The 15,837-nt window shown below is 64.1% G+C and carries 15 protein-coding genes; 9 read left to right on the top strand and 6 right to left on the bottom strand.

Translation table 11 applies throughout. From position 1 onward, the window contains the following. Positions 1-55: 55 nt before the first annotated feature. Entirely contained in the window at positions 56-874 is an 819-nt protein-coding gene (ppsR, locus tag IAE37_RS19365) for a posphoenolpyruvate synthetase regulatory kinase/phosphorylase PpsR (protein WP_201176099.1), read from the bottom strand. Positions 875-1,048: 174 nt separating this feature from the next. Between ppsR and ppsA the strand changes: the two genes are divergently transcribed. The 8 genes from ppsA (at position 1,049) to IAE37_RS19405 (ending at position 9,180) form a co-directional block, all read left to right on the top strand. Beyond that, positions 1,049-3,424 (top strand): phosphoenolpyruvate synthase, encoded by a 2,376-nt coding sequence (ppsA, locus tag IAE37_RS19370; protein WP_201176100.1) that lies wholly within the window; start codon positions 1,049-1,051, stop codon positions 3,422-3,424. Positions 3,425-3,489: 65 nt separating this feature from the next. Continuing rightward, positions 3,490-4,515, top strand: a complete 1,026-nt coding sequence (locus IAE37_RS19375) for an alpha/beta fold hydrolase (RefSeq protein WP_201176101.1) — start codon at positions 3,490-3,492, stop codon at positions 4,513-4,515. Positions 4,516-4,676: 161 nt separating this feature from the next. Continuing rightward, complete coding sequence (gene rraA, locus IAE37_RS19380) at positions 4,677-5,168, top strand: ribonuclease E activity regulator RraA (protein WP_201176103.1); 492 nt, start codon at positions 4,677-4,679, stop codon at positions 5,166-5,168. Between the two features lie 27 nt (positions 5,169-5,195). Continuing rightward, entirely contained in the window at positions 5,196-6,206 is a 1,011-nt protein-coding gene (locus IAE37_RS19385; protein ID WP_201176105.1) for a zinc transporter ZntB, read from the top strand. A gap of 57 nt (positions 6,207-6,263) precedes the next feature. Further along, positions 6,264-6,527, top strand: a complete 264-nt coding sequence (locus IAE37_RS19390; protein WP_136913649.1) for a CrfX protein — start codon at positions 6,264-6,266, stop codon at positions 6,525-6,527. A gap of 2 nt (positions 6,528-6,529) precedes the next feature. Beyond that, the gene (locus IAE37_RS19395) at positions 6,530-7,354 is read left to right on the top strand and encodes a mechanosensitive ion channel family protein (protein WP_201176106.1); all 825 of its coding nucleotides are present in this window, start codon (positions 6,530-6,532) and stop codon (positions 7,352-7,354) included. 113 nt (positions 7,355-7,467) lie between these two features. Beyond that, a complete protein-coding gene (gene sigX, locus IAE37_RS19400) occupies positions 7,468-8,034 on the top strand; it encodes an RNA polymerase sigma factor SigX (protein ID WP_133328801.1) in 567 nt (188 codons plus the stop codon). 111 nt (positions 8,035-8,145) lie between these two features. After that, positions 8,146-9,180, top strand: a complete 1,035-nt coding sequence (locus IAE37_RS19405; RefSeq protein WP_136913652.1) for an OmpA family protein — start codon at positions 8,146-8,148, stop codon at positions 9,178-9,180. A gap of 109 nt (positions 9,181-9,289) precedes the next feature. Here the strand turns inward: IAE37_RS19405 and IAE37_RS19410 are convergent, their stop codons facing one another. The 4 genes from IAE37_RS19410 to IAE37_RS19425 all read right to left on the bottom strand — a co-directional run bounded on the left by IAE37_RS19410 (position 9,290) and on the right by IAE37_RS19425 (position 14,244). Further along, positions 9,290-10,957: a bifunctional protein-serine/threonine kinase/phosphatase gene (locus IAE37_RS19410; protein ID WP_201176108.1), complete on the bottom strand. Its 1,668-nt coding sequence runs from the start codon at positions 10,955-10,957 to the stop codon at positions 9,290-9,292. Positions 10,958-10,966: 9 nt separating this feature from the next. Then, positions 10,967-12,178 carry a nitrate/nitrite transporter gene (locus IAE37_RS19415; protein WP_201176110.1) on the bottom strand — a complete coding sequence of 404 codons (1,212 nt, stop codon included), beginning with the start codon at positions 12,176-12,178 and terminating at the stop codon, positions 10,967-10,969. 264 nt (positions 12,179-12,442) lie between these two features. Beyond that, entirely contained in the window at positions 12,443-13,018 is a 576-nt protein-coding gene (locus tag IAE37_RS19420) for an ANTAR domain-containing response regulator (protein ID WP_201176111.1), read from the bottom strand. An 11-nt stretch (positions 13,019-13,029) separates the two neighbouring features. Next, positions 13,030-14,244, bottom strand: coding sequence for a CmpA/NrtA family ABC transporter substrate-binding protein (locus IAE37_RS19425; RefSeq protein ID WP_201176112.1), 1,215 nt, complete (start codon positions 14,242-14,244; stop codon positions 13,030-13,032). A gap of 139 nt (positions 14,245-14,383) precedes the next feature. Here IAE37_RS19425 and IAE37_RS19430 point away from each other — a divergent pair, with 139 nt between their 5' ends. Then, the gene (locus tag IAE37_RS19430; RefSeq protein ID WP_201176113.1) at positions 14,384-15,409 is read left to right on the top strand and encodes a quinone-dependent dihydroorotate dehydrogenase; all 1,026 of its coding nucleotides are present in this window, start codon (positions 14,384-14,386) and stop codon (positions 15,407-15,409) included. Positions 15,410-15,504: 95 nt separating this feature from the next. Here IAE37_RS19430 and rmf read toward each other — a convergent pair whose 3' ends face one another. After that, positions 15,505-15,720: a ribosome modulation factor gene (rmf, locus tag IAE37_RS19435; protein WP_003248687.1), complete on the bottom strand. Its 216-nt coding sequence runs from the start codon at positions 15,718-15,720 to the stop codon at positions 15,505-15,507. Between the last annotated feature and the right edge of the window lie 117 nt (positions 15,721-15,837).

A 15,837-nucleotide genomic window follows, 5' to 3' on the forward strand; every position in this document is an offset into this window, starting at 1 on the left:
GAAATGAGAAAGCCCCGGCAGTGATGCCGGGGCTTTTTTGTACTTCTGTGCGGGCCTACTTGAAGCGGCGCTCGACACCTTTCTCCACGAGGATCTTCGCCGAAATCTCTTCCACCGAAAAATGCGTGGAATTGATGTTGGGAATGTTCTCCCGACGGAACAGGTTTTCCACCTCGCGCACCTCGAACTCGCACTGCGCGAAGCTCGAATAGCGGCTGTTGGGCTTGCGCTCGTGGCGGATGGCGGTGAGGCGGTCGGGGTCGATGGTCAGGCCGAACAGCTTGTGTTGGTACTTTCTCAGCACCGAAGGCAGCTGCAGGCGCTCCATGTCGTCCTCGGTGAGCGGGTAGTTGGCGGCGCGGATGCCGAACTGCATGGCCATGTACAGGCAGGTCGGAGTCTTGCCGCAACGGGACACGCCGACCAGGATCAGGTCGGCCTTGTCGTAATAGTGGGTGCGCGCGCCATCGTCGTTGTCGAGGGCGAAATTCACCGCCTCGATCCGCTCCATATAGTTGGAGTTGCCGCCAATCGAGTGGGATTTTCCGACGGAATACGACGAATGGGCGGTTAATTCTTGCTCAAGCGGGGATAAAAACGTCGAAAAAATGTCGATCATGAAGCCGTTCGACGTAGCCAGGATCTCACGGATGTCCTGATTGACGATGGTGTCGAAGATGATCGGCCGCATGCCGTCGCGTTCTGCTGCGGCGTTTATCTGCGCCACCATGGTCCGCGCTTTGTCCGGCGTATCGATGTACGGACGGGTGAATTTGTTGAAAGGAATGCTATCGAACTGCGCTAGCAAGCTTTGGCCCAGGGTTTCGGCCGTGATGCCGGTGCCGTCGGAGATGAAGAACGCGGTTCGTTTCATTTGCGATCTGGGCCTTAAGCTGATGACAAATCTTGGATATGATAGGTTCGGTTTGCCGAACGTGGCTGTCGGCATTCTCACTTATTTTCCAGGTACAGGCCACAAGCGCCCGGTCAAGTCACTGAGGCGGGCCGGCGCCCTTGAGCGTTTCCCATACAGAAGTGGAGAATCACCTTGGTAGAGTACGTAGTTTCCCTCGATAAGCTCGGCGTCCATGATGTGGAGCATGTGGGGGGCAAGAACGCATCCCTGGGCGAGATGATCAGCAATCTTGCCGGTGCCGGCGTCTCGGTGCCGGGCGGCTTTGCCACTACGGCTCAGGCGTACCGCGATTTCCTCGATCAAAGCGGGCTGAACGACCGCATCCACGCCGCGCTCGATGCGCTGGACGTCGATGACGTCAACGCCCTGGCCAAGACTGGCGCGCAGATCCGCCAGTGGGTCATGGAGGCCGAATTCCCGGCACGTCTGGATTCGGAAATCCGAACCGCCTTCGCCGATATGTCCAAGGGCAACGACAACATGGCCGTGGCCGTGCGTTCCTCGGCTACCGCCGAGGACCTGCCCGACGCCTCGTTCGCCGGCCAGCAGGAAACCTTCCTCAACATTCGTGGCGTCGACAACGTGATCCGCGCGGCCAAGGAAGTGTTCGCCTCGCTGTTCAACGACCGTGCCATCGCCTACCGCGTGCACCAGGGCTTCGACCACAAGCTGGTCGCCCTGTCCGCCGGCGTGCAGCGCATGGTCCGTTCGGAAACCGGCACCGCCGGCGTGATGTTCACCCTCGACACCGAGTCGGGCTTCCGCGACGTGGTGTTCATCACCGGTGCCTACGGCCTGGGCGAGACCGTGGTGCAAGGTGCGGTCAACCCTGACGAATTCTACGTGCACAAACAGACGCTCGAAGCCGGCCGCCCGGCCATCCTGCGCCGCAACCTGGGCAGCAAGGCGATCAAGATGGTCTATGGCGACGAAGCCAAGGCCGGCCGTTCGGTCAAGACCGTCGAGGTCGACCGCGCCGAGCGTGCACGCTTCTGCCTGAGCGACGACGAAGTCAACGAGCTGGCCAAGCAGGCCATGATCATCGAGCAGCACTACCAGCGCCCGATGGACATCGAATGGGCCAAGGACGGTGACGACGGCAAGCTGTACATCGTCCAGGCACGCCCCGAGACCGTGAAGAGCCGCGCCAGCGCCAACGTCATGGAACGTTACCTGCTCAAAGAGAAGGGCACCGTGCTGGTCGAAGGCCGTGCCATCGGCCAGCGCATCGGCGCCGGCAAGGTCCGCGTGATCAACGACGTGTCCGAGATGGACAAGGTCCAGCCGGGCGACGTGCTGGTCTCCGACATGACCGACCCGGACTGGGAACCGGTAATGAAGCGCGCCAGCGCCATCGTCACCAACCGTGGCGGGCGCACCTGCCACGCGGCGATCATCGCCCGTGAGCTGGGCATCCCGGCCGTGGTCGGTTGCGGCAATGCCACCCAGCTGCTCAAGGATGGCCAGGGCGTGACCGTGTCCTGCGCCGAAGGCGACACCGGCTTCATCTTCGAAGGCGAGCTGGGCTTCGACATCAAGCAGAACTCGGTGGACGCCATGCCGGAGCTGCCGTTCAAGATCATGATGAACGTCGGCAACCCGGACCGCGCCTTCGACTTCGCCCAGCTGCCCAACGCCGGTGTCGGCCTGGCGCGCCTGGAATTCATCATCAACCGTATGATCGGCGTGCACCCCAAGGCGCTGCTGAACTACGCCGGCCTTCCGGCCGAGCTGAAGGAAAGCGTCGACAAGCGCATCGCCGGCTACGACGACCCGGTCGGTTTCTACGTCGAGAAGCTGGTCGAGGGCATCAGCACCCTGGCGGCGGCCTTCTACCCGAAAAAGGTCATCGTGCGCCTGTCGGACTTCAAGTCCAACGAGTACGCCAACCTGATCGGCGGCAAGCTCTACGAGCCAGAAGAAGAGAACCCGATGCTGGGCTTCCGCGGTGCCTCGCGCTACATCAGCGAGTCGTTCCGTGACTGCTTCGAGCTCGAGTGCCGCGCGCTCAAGCGCGTACGCGACGAGATGGGCCTGACCAACGTCGAGATCATGGTGCCGTTCGTGCGCACCCTGGGCGAAGCCAGCCAGGTCGTCGACCTGCTCGCCAAGAACGGCTTGGCCCGTGGCGACAACGGCCTGCGCGTGATCATGATGTGCGAACTGCCGTCCAACGCCATCCTCGCCGACGAGTTCCTCGAATACTTCGACGGCTTCTCGATCGGCTCCAACGACCTGACCCAGCTGACCCTGGGCCTGGACCGTGACTCCGGGATCATCGCTCACCTGTTCGACGAGCGTAACCCTGCGGTCAAGAAGCTGCTGGCCAATGCCATCGCTGCCTGCAACAAGGCCGGCAAGTACATCGGCATCTGCGGCCAGGGCCCATCGGACCACCCAGACCTGGCCAAGTGGCTGATGGAGCAAGGCATCGAAAGCGTGTCGCTGAACCCGGACTCGGTGCTCGAGACCTGGTTCTTCCTGGCCGAGGGCCAGGGCGCGGCCTGATACCGTGAAATGCGGGGGCGTGCCTGGCGCGCTCCCGCCTGGTTCATCCAGGGCGAGTTCCAGCAATGGATCCCGCCCTTTTTTTGTGCAAGTCATCTATGCAAAGCAGCAGCACTCTATTTCCCGTCGCCTTGCTCAGTGCCGAGCGCCGCGGCGACCTCAGCGAAGACGTGTATCGGATCAAGGCCGGTAACAGCCCAGACCCGAGCGTCGAGCTGGCCGTTACGCGTCTGGGCTTGGCGGACCAGGCCCAGGGCCAGGGCGAGCCTGTCATTCTCCTGCATGGCAGTTTTTCCAACCGGCGCTTCTGGTATTCGCCCAAGGGTATCGGCCTGGGGGCCTACCTGGCGCGGGCCGGATTCGACGTGTGGATCCCGGAAATGCGCGGCCATGGCCTGTCCCCGCGCAACCGCCAGTGGCAGCACAACCGCGTCGCCGACTACGCCTGCCACGACCTGCCGGCTATCGCTGCCTTCGTCCGCGAGCAGACCGGGCGCGCGCCGCACTGGATCGGCCATTCGCTGGGTGGCACCACCCTGGCCGCGGCGCTGGGCGGGGGCTACCTGGAGGCCGGTCTGGTGGCCAGCGTGGCGATCTTCGGCAGCCAGGTAAGCCGGGTCTATTGGCCGTTGAAGGTGCCACCGTTGGCCTGGGGCGCGAAGTTGCTGCTCAGGCGCTGGGGGCATCTGTCGGGTTCGCGGTTGAAGCGTGGGCCGGAGGACGAGCCGATCGGCCTGGCGCTGGAAAGCCTGCGTTGGCATGGCCTGTTCGGGCGTTTCGGCGACAAGGACAACGATTGGTGGGCCGGGCTGGCGGAGGTGGACGTACCGCTGCTGGCCGTGGCGGCTGCCGGGGACTTCCAGGACCCGGTCTGGGCCTGCCGCAAGCTGTTCGAGCAGTTTGGCGGTGAGCGCAAGCAGTTCCTGCGCCTGGGGCGCGAAGAGGGCTTCGAGGCGTTTGGCCATGTCGACATGCTGGTGAGCAAAGCGGCGCAGGTGCAGGTGTGGCCGTTGGTGGAGCGTTGGTTGCGCGATCCGTTGTTGCCGGTGCATGAGTCGACGCAGGCGCAGGAGATCGTGTCTGCCGGTTGAGGGGTTGGTTGTCTGTACCGGCCTCTTCGCGGGTAAACCCGCTCCTACAGGGGCGGCGCAGACAAAACCCGCATGACCACCCGGTCCGGGGTGACTGCACCGCCCGCTCCGGTGTAGCCTAGCGCCACACCCGTTTTCGTTGTGACTGACAGGAGCTTGCCATGCAGCATTACGTTACGCCCGACCTGTGCGATGCCTACCCGGACCTGGTCCAGGTGCTGGAACCGATGTTCAGCAACTTCGGTGGTCGCGACTCCTTCGGTGGCCAGATCGTCACCATCAAGTGCTTCGAAGACAACTCGCGGGTCAAGGAACAGGTCGAGCTCGACGGCAAGGGCAAGGTGCTGGTGGTCGACGGTGGCGGCTCGTTGCGCTGCGCACTGCTGGGCGACATGCTGGCCGAAAAGGCCGCCAAGAATGGCTGGGAGGGCCTGGTGATCTACGGCTGCGTGCGCGATGTGGACGTGCTGATCCAGACCGACGTCGGTGTGCAGGCCCTGGCCAGCCACCCGAAGAAGACCGACAAGCGCGGCGTCGGCGACCTCGATGTGGCCGTGACCTTTGCCGGTGTGACGTTCCGCCCGGGCGAGTACCTGTACGCCGACAACAACGGCGTGATCGTCGCGCCAAGCCCGCTGAAGATGCCGGAGTAACGCGCAGCACGCGCTGATGGAGCGTCAATGTTCGAGGAAGACAACGCGCAGTGGGGGCTGGTCCACGCCCTGGTGCTCGATGGAAAAGGCGGCGCGCGTCAGATCGCCCGTACCGAGCTGGACACCCTGCAACTGCAACCGCAGCAGAGCCTGTGGCTGCACTGGGATCGCAGCCACCCGCAGACCCGCACCTGGCTGTTGCACGACAGTGGCCTGAGCGAGTTCGCCTGCGACCTGCTGCTGGAGGAAAACACCCGGCCACGGCTGTTGCCGCTGGCCGACGAGCAGCTGCTGTTGTTCCTGCGCGGGGTCAACCTCAACCCGGGGGCAGAGCCCGAGGACATGGTTTCGGTGCGTATCCATGCCCAGGCGCAGCGGGTCATTTCGCTACGCTTGCGCTCGCTTCGCGCCAGCGAGGAAGTTCTCCAGCAATTGGAAGAGGGCAGGGGGCCGAAATCGGCGTCCGAACTGTTGCTGTTGATGGGCGAACTGCTGACCGAAAAGGTCCAGGCGCTGGTCAGCGACCTCTCCGAACTGGCCGATCTGGAGGAAGAGAAGTTCGAATCCGACGAACGGTATTCTTCGCGACACGCCGGCCCGGAGCAGGGCAGCCTGCAGCAGATCCGTCGGCGCGCGGCGAGCTTGCGGCGCTTCCTGGCCCCGCAGCGCGAGATCTACGCGCAGCTGTCGCGTAGCAAGTGGAGCTGGTTCGCCCCGGCCGATGCCGACTACTGGAACGAGCTGAACAACAGCCTGATCCGCTACCTCGAGGAGCTCGAACTGGCCCGCGAGCGTGCCGCGTTGGTGCTGGAAAGCGAAGACCGGCGGCGCAGCGAGCGGATGAACCTGACCATGTACCGGTTCGGCATCATCACCTGCATCTTCCTGCCCATGAGCTTCATCACCGGCTTGCTCGGCATCAATGTCGGCGGTATTCCGGGGGCGCAGAATCCCTATGGTTTCCTGTTCGCCTGCATCGTCGTGCTGGGGCTGGCCGTGGGGCAATGGTGGCTGTTCCGTCGTCTGCGCTGGGTTTGATGGTTGTGACCCATCGCCCGGCGGCCTCGTCTCTGACTGATACTGCGCGAGGTGCCCATGCACGATCCGTTTGAAGAATCCTTGCGCGACCTGCTCAAGGCATCGCCGTCCGGCCAGGACCGAGACGACGCCGCCTGCCTGGGTCGCGTGCTGAAAACCGCCAACCGCCAGGTCGGCGCAGGCGATCTGTTCAGCTTGCTTGGCCGCTGGAGCCAGGCGCTGCTGATTGCCGTGAACAACGGTTCGGCGCATGTCGCGCCGGTCCGTCGCCACTCTACTCGCAACGCTGCCGCCGGCAGCAAAGCTGATAAGGCCGATTGATTATGGAACTCAATCTCTGGACCCAGAGCCTGGTCACTGCCATGACCGCCCTTTGGACCAAGGTAGCGAACTTCATCCCCAACCTGTTCGGCGCGCTTATCGTGGTGCTGCTCGGTTTCGTGGTGGCCAAGCTGCTCGACACGCTGCTGTCCAAGCTGCTGGCCAAGTTCGGCCTCGACCGCCTGATGGCCGGTACCGGCCTGACCAAGATGCTCGGCCGTGCTGGCATCCAGGTACCGATCTCGACCTTGATCGGCAAGATCGTCTACTGGTTCGTGCTGCTGATCTTCCTGGTGTCGGCGGCCGAGTCGCTGGGCCTGGAGCGGGTCTCGGCAACCCTCGACATGCTCGCCCTGTATCTGCCCAAGGTGTTCGGTGCGGCCCTGGTGCTGCTGGCCGGCGTGCTGCTGGCGCAACTGGCCAACGGCCTGGTGCGGGGCGCCGCCGAGGGTATCGGCCTGGACTACGCCGCCGGCCTGGGGCGCATCGCCCAGGGCCTGGTGGTGATCATCAGCATTTCGGTGGCGATCAGCCAGCTGGAGGTCAAGACCGACCTGCTCAACCATGTGATCGTCATTGGCCTGATTACCGTTGGTCTGGCCGTGGCCTTGGCCATGGGCCTGGGCAGCCGCGAAATCGCCGGGCAGATCCTCGCCGGGATCTATGTGCGCGAGCTTTACCAGGTCGGCCAGCAGGTGCGAATTGGAGAGGTCGAAGGGCAAATCGAAGAGATCGGCACGGTCAAGACCACATTGCTGACCGATGATGGCGAACTGGTGTCGCTGTCTAATCGGGTGTTGCTCGAGCAGCGAGTCAATAGCCGCTAACCGCACAAAAGCTGTTAATGTATGCCGCCGCGAAAATTGGCCCAAGGGGCCGAGCGGCGACATTGACCTGACTGTCGGCCAGATCCGTTTTGAATAAAGTTCATTCGCCGCCCATGCGTTATGACCCCCGCGAACTCACCGACGAGGAGTTGGTGGCGCGTTCGCATGAGGAGCTGTATCACGTTACCCGCGCCTATGAGGAGCTCATGCGGCGCTACCAGCGGACCCTGTTCAACGTCTGTGCGCGTTACCTGGGGAACGACCGGGATGCGGACGATGTCTGTCAGGAAGTGATGCTCAAAGTGCTCTACGGGCTGAAGAACTTCGAGGGCAAGTCGAAGTTCAAGACCTGGCTCTACAGCATCACCTACAACGAGTGCATCACCCAGTACCGCAAGGAGCGTCGCAAGCGTCGGTTGATGGATGCCCTGAGTCTGGACCCTGTCGAAGAGGCGTCCGAGGACAAGGCACCGAAGGCCGAAGAGAAGGGCGGGCTGGACAAGTGGTTAGTGCATGTGAATCCGATCGATCGGGAAATTCTCGTGCTACGTTTTGTCGCGGAGCTGGAATTCCAGGAGATCGCCGATATCATGCACATGGGGCTCAGCGCAACGAAAATGCGCTACAAACGTGCCCTGGACAAGCTTAGAGAGAAATTTGCCGGGATGGATGAAACTTAGTCCTACGCAAATATCTCTAACCAATCGGCGAGTTCTGCTAGACTTGCCGTCGAGTTGTCCCCCCGGATTTTGGTGGGACTGCTTAACTATCACCAGATGGGGATTTAACGGATGAAATTGAAAAACACCTTGGGCTTGGCCATTGGTTCGCTTGTAGCCGCCACTTCGATTGGCGCTATGGCACAAGGTCAAGGCGCCGTCGAGACTGAAATCTTCTACAAGAAAGAATTCTTCGACAGCCAGCGCGACTTCAAGAACGACGGCAACCTGTTCGGCGGTTCCATCGGTTACTTCCTGACCGATGACGTCGAACTGCGTCTGGGCTACGACGAAGTGCACAACGCTCGTGGCGACGACGGCAAGAACATCAAGGGCTCGAACACCGCCCTGGACGCCGTTTACCACTTCAACAACCCGTACGACGCCATCCGTCCATACGTGTCGGCTGGTTTCTCCCACCAGAGCCTGGGCCAGACTGGCCGTGGCGGTCGTGACCACTCCACCTTCGCCAACATCGGCGCTGGCGCCAAGTGGTACATCACCGACATGTTCTACGCCCGTGCCGGCGTTGAAGCTCAGTACAACATCGACCAGGGCGACACCGAGTGGGCCCCGAGCGTTGGCGTTGGTCTGAACTTCGGCGGTAGCCCGAAGCAAGCTGAAGTCGCTCCGGCTCCAGTTGCCGAAGTCTGCTCCGACAGCGACAACGATGGCGTTTGCGACAACGTCGACAAGTGCCCAGACACCCCGGCCAACGTTACCGTTGACGCCGACGGCTGCCCGGCTGTTGCCGAAGTCGTTCGCGTTGAGCTGGACGTCAAGTTCGACTTCGACAAGTCGGTCGTCAAGCCTAACAGCTACGGCGACATCAAGAACCTGGCTGACTTCATGAAGCAGTACCCACAGACCACCACCACCGTGGAAGGTCACACTGACTCCGTCGGCCCAGACGCTTACAACCAGAAGCTGTCCGAGCGTCGTGCCAACGCTGTCAAGCAGGTCCTGACCCAGCAGTACGGTGTTGAATCGAGCCGTGTTGACTCGGTTGGCTACGGCGAAACCCGTCCGGTTGCCGACAACGCCACCGAAGAAGGCCGCGCTATCAACCGTCGCGTTGAAGCTCAGGTCGAAGCTCAGGCCAAGTAATTGGTTTGAAGCTTCAATGAAAAACCCGGCCTCGGCCGGGTTTTTCTTTGCCTGGGATTTGTGGGCCCTTTCGCGGCGATTCGACGCCTCGAAAGGGCCTGCACTGTTTTTACCCCTTGAGCAGAATGAACACCAGCACCAGGTTCACCAGCAAAGACAGCAGCGCCAGGGTGCGCCAGACCTTCAGCGGCTCGCGCTCGAGCAGCGGCCGCGCTCGGTCGGGCAGTTCCTGGCGATCACCGCGTTCGAGCAACAGCAACCATTGCTCGGCGGTCTCGAAGCGTTGCGCGGGGGCCACTGCCACGGCCTGCAGCAGGTTGTGCTGCAACCACTCCGGCAGGTCGGGGCGGTAGCGTGCGGCATTGACCGGTTGGCCGAAGCGCGGGCGCTGGAAGGCTTCCACCTCGCCGTAGGGGTAATGGCCGGTCAGCAGGTGGTACAGGGTCACGCCCACCGCGTAGAGATCCTGGCGCGGGCCAGGAGAGTGTCCTTCGAATGCCTCAGGGGCGATGAACGAGGGCGTGCCCGGGACTTCGAACGGCAGGTCTTCGGACAACCCAGGGCAGTACGCCAGGCCGAAGTCCAGCAGGCGCAGTTGGCCGTCCTGGCCCAGGTGCAGGTTCTCGGGCTTGATGTCCCGATGCACCAGGTTGCGCCGATGCAGCACGCCCACTGCCTGCAACAGCTGGCGGGCCACCTCCAGCCATTGGGGCAGCGGCAGGGGGCCCTGCTCGGCGAGGATCTCGGCCAGGCTGTGGCCGCTGTATTCGCGCATCACGTAGTACAGGTGCTGGCGTTGGTTGCCCGCGTGCAGCTCGGGGAAATGTCGCCCGGCGACGCGGCGCAGGAACCACTCCTCCAGCAGCAAACCCTGGGCCGCGCCGGGCCCGTCATGGTCGGCCGGCAGGGTCTTGAGCAGCCAGGGCTGGTCATGGCTGTCGCGCACCCGGTAGAGCAGCGACTGGCGGCTCTGCGCCAGCAGGCTATCGACCTTCCAGCCATCGATCGACTGGCCGCCGCGCAATGGGCCAGGCAGCGGCCACTGGCTCAGTTGCGCCAGGGTGTCGCCGAGGTTGGCCGGGCCGAGTTGCTCGACCTGTACCAGCAGGGCACTGGCGTTGTCCTGGCTGCCATTGTGGTGTGCGCTGGCCACCAGAGTGTCGACTGTGACCTGGGGGTCGTTCTGCTCGCGCAGGATCGACTGAATGTGCGAGTCGCCGAGGCTGGCCCACACGCCATCGCTCACCAGCAGGAAGCGCTCGCCGGGTTGCAGCTCGCCCTCCAGGTAATCGACCAGCAGGTGCTGGTCCAGGCCCAGGGCGCGCTTGAGCACATGCTGCATGCCGGGCTGGTCCCATACGTGGTCTTCGCTCAGGCATTGCAACTGGCCGTCGTGCCAGCGATAGGCGCGGCAGTCACCCACATGCGCCAGTGTGTAGCGTCGCCCGCGCAGCACCAGGGCGCTGAGCGTGGTGAGCAGCGGCTGGCCGTTGCCCTGGGCACGCAGCCAGCGGTTCTGCGCGCTGAGCAGCCGGTCCAGGGCCTGGGCCACGCCCCAGGTCGCCGGGGTGGCGTAGTAGTCCATGGCCAGAGCCTGCAGGCTGGCTCTTGCTGCCAGGCCACCGTCGGCGCACTGGCTGACGCCGTCGGCGAGGGCGAACAGATAGCCTTTGCTGGCCGCCAGTTCCGGTGCCGGGGTCACCAGGCGCAGGGCGTCCTGGTTTTCCGCACGGGGGCCGGTGGCACTGGCCTGGGCGAAGCTCAGTTGCAGGCTCATCGACCTGCCTCAGACCCGCGCCGCGGTGACGGCCGCCGAGCCCCAGGTGGTGCGCCAGCGACGCTTGACGCCATGCAGGCCGAACCAGGCCAGCACGCCGAGGCTGGCGAACAACCACAGGGCCAGCTGGTAGTCGCCGGTGTGTTGCTTGATGGTGCCCAGCCCGGCGGCGAGCAGGAAGCCGCCGATGCCGCCGGCCATGCCGATCAGCCCGGTCATCACCCCGATTTCCTGGCGGAAGCGCTGCGGCACCAATTGGAACACCGCGCCGTTGCCAGCGCCAAGGCCGAGCATGGCGCTGACGAACAGCGCCAGGGCTGCCATGGCGCTAGGCAGGTTGAAGCCGACCGCAGCGATGCAGATGGCGGCCACGCTGTACATCGCCAACAGGGTGCGGATGCCGCCGAAGCGGTCGGCCAGGGCGCCGCCCAGTGGGCGCATCAGGCTGCCAGCGAAGACGCAGGCGGCGGTGTAGTAGCCGGCGGTGACCGGGCTCAGTCCGTACTGGTCGCTGAAGTAGCCGGGCAGGGCGCTGGCCAGGCCGATGAAGCCGCCGAAGGTGACGCTGTAGAAGAACATGAACCACCAGCTGTCGCGGTCACCGAGGGCCTTGAAGTAGTCGGCCATGGCCTTGGGCTTGGGCCGTTGCGGGGCATTGCGCGCCAGCAGGGCGAATATCAGCAGGGTCAGCAGCAGTGGGATCAGGGCGAAGCCGAACACATTGTTCCAGCCAAAGCCTGCGGCCAGCACCGGGGCCAGCAGGGCGGCGAACACCGTGCCGGAGTTGCCAGCGCCGGCGATGCCCATGGCCTTGCCTTGGTGCTGCGGCGGATACCATTGCGAGGCCAGCGGCAGCGACACCGCGAACGAAGCGCCGGCAAAGCCCAGGAATACACCCAGCAGCAGTGCTTGCTCGTAGGTGTGCACGCCAAGGTACCAGGCGCCGGCCAGAGCGCAGATCACCGCGACCTGGCCGATCAGGCCGGCGGTCTTCGGCGACAGGCGATCGACCAGCATACCCATGGCAAAGCGCAGCACGGCGCCGGCAAGAATCGGCGTGGCGACCATCAGGCCCCGTTGCTGTGCACTCAACTGCAGGTCGGCGGCAATCTGCACCGCTAGCGGGCCGAGCAGGTACCAGACCATGAAGCTCAGGTCGAAATAGAGGAACGCGGCGAACAGCGTGGGCACATGCCCGGATTTCCAGAAGCTGGTACTCATCGAACACCTCACTCGGCAATGCAACGGAACAAAAAAACGCCGCTACCCGCTCCATGGGAGGTGGAGGGGAGAGCGACGTCTTTGTCGGTATGGGGATGGGGCAACCGCCGTTGGCTACCGGTGTGATTTATTCAGCAAGAGATGGGCCAACTTATGGATGGGCTTGGCGTTGGATCTTCGCTGGGGGTGAGATCGAGCGCCGCCCGCGCGGCGCTCGATCTACCAGGCGCCAAAGATCGCCAGGCGAACCCCGCCGCCCCATCCTCACCCCAGCATTTCATGCATGGCGATGATCTGCTCGGCCACCTGGATCAGCTTCTGCTGGCGGCTCATCGCCTGGCGCCGCATCAGGGTGTAGGCTTGCTCCTCGTTGCAGTCCTTCATCTTCATCAGCAAGCCCTTGGCCTGCTCGATGCGCTTGCGCTCGGCCAGTTGCTGGTCGCGGGCCAGTAGTTGCGCCTTGAGCGCCTGGTCGCTTTCGAAGCGGACCATGGCCACGTCGAGGATCGGCTGCAGGCGCGCGGCATGGATCCCTTCGACGATGTAGGCGCTGACCCCGGCCTGGATAGCCTGGCGCATCACCCCGGGGTCGTGTTCGTCGGTAAACAGCACGATCGGATGCGGCCGGTCCCGGCTGAGCAGTACCACGTGTTCCATCACGTCGCGGCCCGGTGAGTCGCTATCGATCAGCACCACGTCGGGGTGCACCGTTTCGACGCAGGCGGGCAGGTCGATGGTCAGAGTCGGGGCTTCGATGACCTCGAAGCCAGCCTCGCTCAGGGCCGCCTTGAGGCGACCGAGCTTCATCTGGGTGTCGTCTATCAGCAGGATGCGCAGCATGGTGGTCTTCCTCACTGGCCAACGCGGGCGCGGGGCGCCTCGTCCAGGGCATGCAGGTGGAAGCTGCGGGCGTAGCCGTGTGGGTCGCTGCCGTCCCAGCGTGTGCCGTCGATGAGCAGGCTGCTGCGCATGGGCAGCTCGGGGCAGGGGACGGCCACGGCGCTGGCGGCCTCGCGATACAGCGCCAGTTGCTGGACGTCGCGTGCCACCCCGAGGTAGTCGGGGTCGTCGCGCAGCAGGCCCCAGCGGCGGAACTGGGTCATGAACCACATGCCGTCGGACAGGTAGGGCAGGTTGGCGCGGCCCTGGTCGAAAACGCGCAGGCCGTGCGGATCCTGCCAGCGGTTGCCGAGGCCGTCCTGGTAGTCGCCCAGCAGACGTGGCTCGATGCTGCTCAGTGGCGTGTCCAGGAAGGCACTGCCGCTCAACAGTTGTGCCGTGCTGCGGCGGTTTTCCGCGCTTTGCTCGATGAAGCGGCTGGCGGCGAGGATGGCCTTGATCAGAGCGCGGGCGCTGTTGGGGTATTGCTCGACGAAGGCGCGGGCACAGCCGAGGACCTTTTCCGGATGGTCCGGCCAGATGGATTGGCTGGTCGCCAGGGTGAAGCCCTGGCCGCGCGCCACGGCATCGGCCGACCAGGGCTCGCCGACGCAGAAACCATCGATGCGCCCGGCTTCCAGGTGGGCTAGCATCTGCGCGGGCGGCACTACCACGCTGTCGACGTCGTGCAATGGGTGGATGCCCTGGCTGGCCAGCCAGTAGTAGAGCCACATGGCATGGGTGCCGGTGGGGAAGGTCTGGGCGAAGGTCATGCGTGCGCCATGCTGGTGCGCTTGCCGCGCCAGTGCTTCAGGGCTGGTCACGCCTTTGCGTTGCAGCGCCGGCGACAGGTTGATCGCCTGGCCGTTCTGGTTCAGGCCCATCAGTACCGCCATGGAGCTGGCCGGCACGCCGCCGATGCCCAGGTGCACGGCATACACGAGGCCATACAGGCAGTGGGCGGCATCCAGCTCGCCGCTGACCAGCTTGTCACGCAAGCCGGCCCAGGAGTTCTGGCGCTTGAGGTTGAGGGTCAGGCCGAATTGCTGGGCAAAGCCCTGGGTGGCTGCGACCACCACCGAGGCGCAATCGGTCAGGGCCATGAAGCCGATGTCGAGGCTGGGCTTTTCCGGGGCATCGCTGCCGTTGAGCCAAGCCAGGGGTGTTGCCAGGTGGGACGTGTTCACAGGATTCCTCGCCCGTACTGAATAGGCAGTGTCCCAGCCACGAAGCAACCCATGTGCCAAGCGCCCCGAGGATTTGCTGTCATGCCAGCCCGGCGCTGGCTATAATCGCCCCCTCACTCACCCCGAGCCTCGCCTGCCCATGTATACCCTGGCCCGCCAGTTGCTGTTCAAGCTTTCTCCGGAAACCTCCCACGACCTGTCCCTGGACCTGATCGGTGCCGGTGGCCGTCTCGGCCTCAACGGCATGCTGTGCAAGCGTCCGGCGGCGCTGCCGGTGAGTGTCATGGGCTTGAACTTCGCCAATCCGGTGGGCCTGGCCGCTGGCCTGGACAAGAACGGTGCGGCCATCGACGGCTTCGCCCAGCTGGGCTTCGGCTTCGTCGAGATCGGTACCGTGACACCGCGACCGCAGCCGGGCAATCCCAAGCCGCGGCTGTTCCGCCTGCCCGAGGCCACGGCGATCATCAACCGCATGGGCTTCAACAACCTGGGTGTCGATCACCTGCTCGAGCGCGTTCGTGCTTCGCGCTACGACGGCGTGCTGGGCATCAACATCGGCAAGAACTTCGACACCGCGGTCGAGCGGGCGGTGGACGACTACCTGATCTGCCTCGAAAAGGTCTACAACGCGGCCAGCTACATCACCGTCAACGTCAGCTCGCCGAACACCCCTGGCCTGCGCAGCCTGCAGTTCGGCGACTCGCTCAAGCAATTGCTCGACGCCCTGGCCGCGCGCCGCGAGCAACTGGCCAGCGAACACGGCAAACGCGTGCCGCTGGCGATCAAGATCGCACCGGACATGAGCGACGAGGAAACCGCCCTGGTGGCCAGTGCATTGCTGGAATCGGGAATGGATGCCGTCATCGCCACCAACACCACCCTGGGCCGCGAAGGGGTCGAAGGGCTGGAGCATGGTGGCGAGGCCGGTGGCCTGTCGGGTGCGCCGGTACTGGAGAAGAGCACCCACACGGTCAAGGTGCTGGCCGGGGAGTTGGCCGGCAAGATGCCGATCATCGCGGCCGGTGGAATCACCGAGGGGCGCCATGCGGCCGAGAAAATTGCCGCCGGTGCGAGCCTGGTGCAGATCTATTCGGGCTTCATCTACAAGGGGCCGGCGTTGATTCGCGAAGCGGTGGACGCCATCGCGGCGATGCCGAGGGGTTGAAAGCGGCATAAAAAAGGGCCCCGTCAAGGGGCCCCTGGGCCTTAGCCCGCCGCCCGGATGGGGCGCGCATGGTGACTCGAATTCAATGTCCTCGTTCAGCCAACGGCGTGATTTTCGTTGAGTCTATGGATGCCAGCGGTGCCAGTCATTCCGTCCCAGTTATCACCGCGACCTTCGCGCCAGCCGTTGATCCAGGCTTGGCGAACAGAAGGAAGATTGAAGGGGCAAAGTTCGCGGGATTTGCCGGTGACCCCGTATTGGTAGCCACGTGAATATGCTCTTTCCAACGGATCACGCTTAAGTCTTCTCATAGGGTGTTGCCCTCACTTGTTGACTGTAATGTCCCGTCGGCCTCTCCGAGGCCGGGCAGAATCTTTCTGCCGGTGTGCGCTCGCTGCCGGCGTGGCGAGCTGAAAGTGCCGCCTCAT

The sequence above is a fragment of the Pseudomonas sp. S31 genome (genome assembly GCF_016648105.1).
GTDB lineage: Bacteria > Pseudomonadota > Gammaproteobacteria > Pseudomonadales > Pseudomonadaceae > Aquipseudomonas.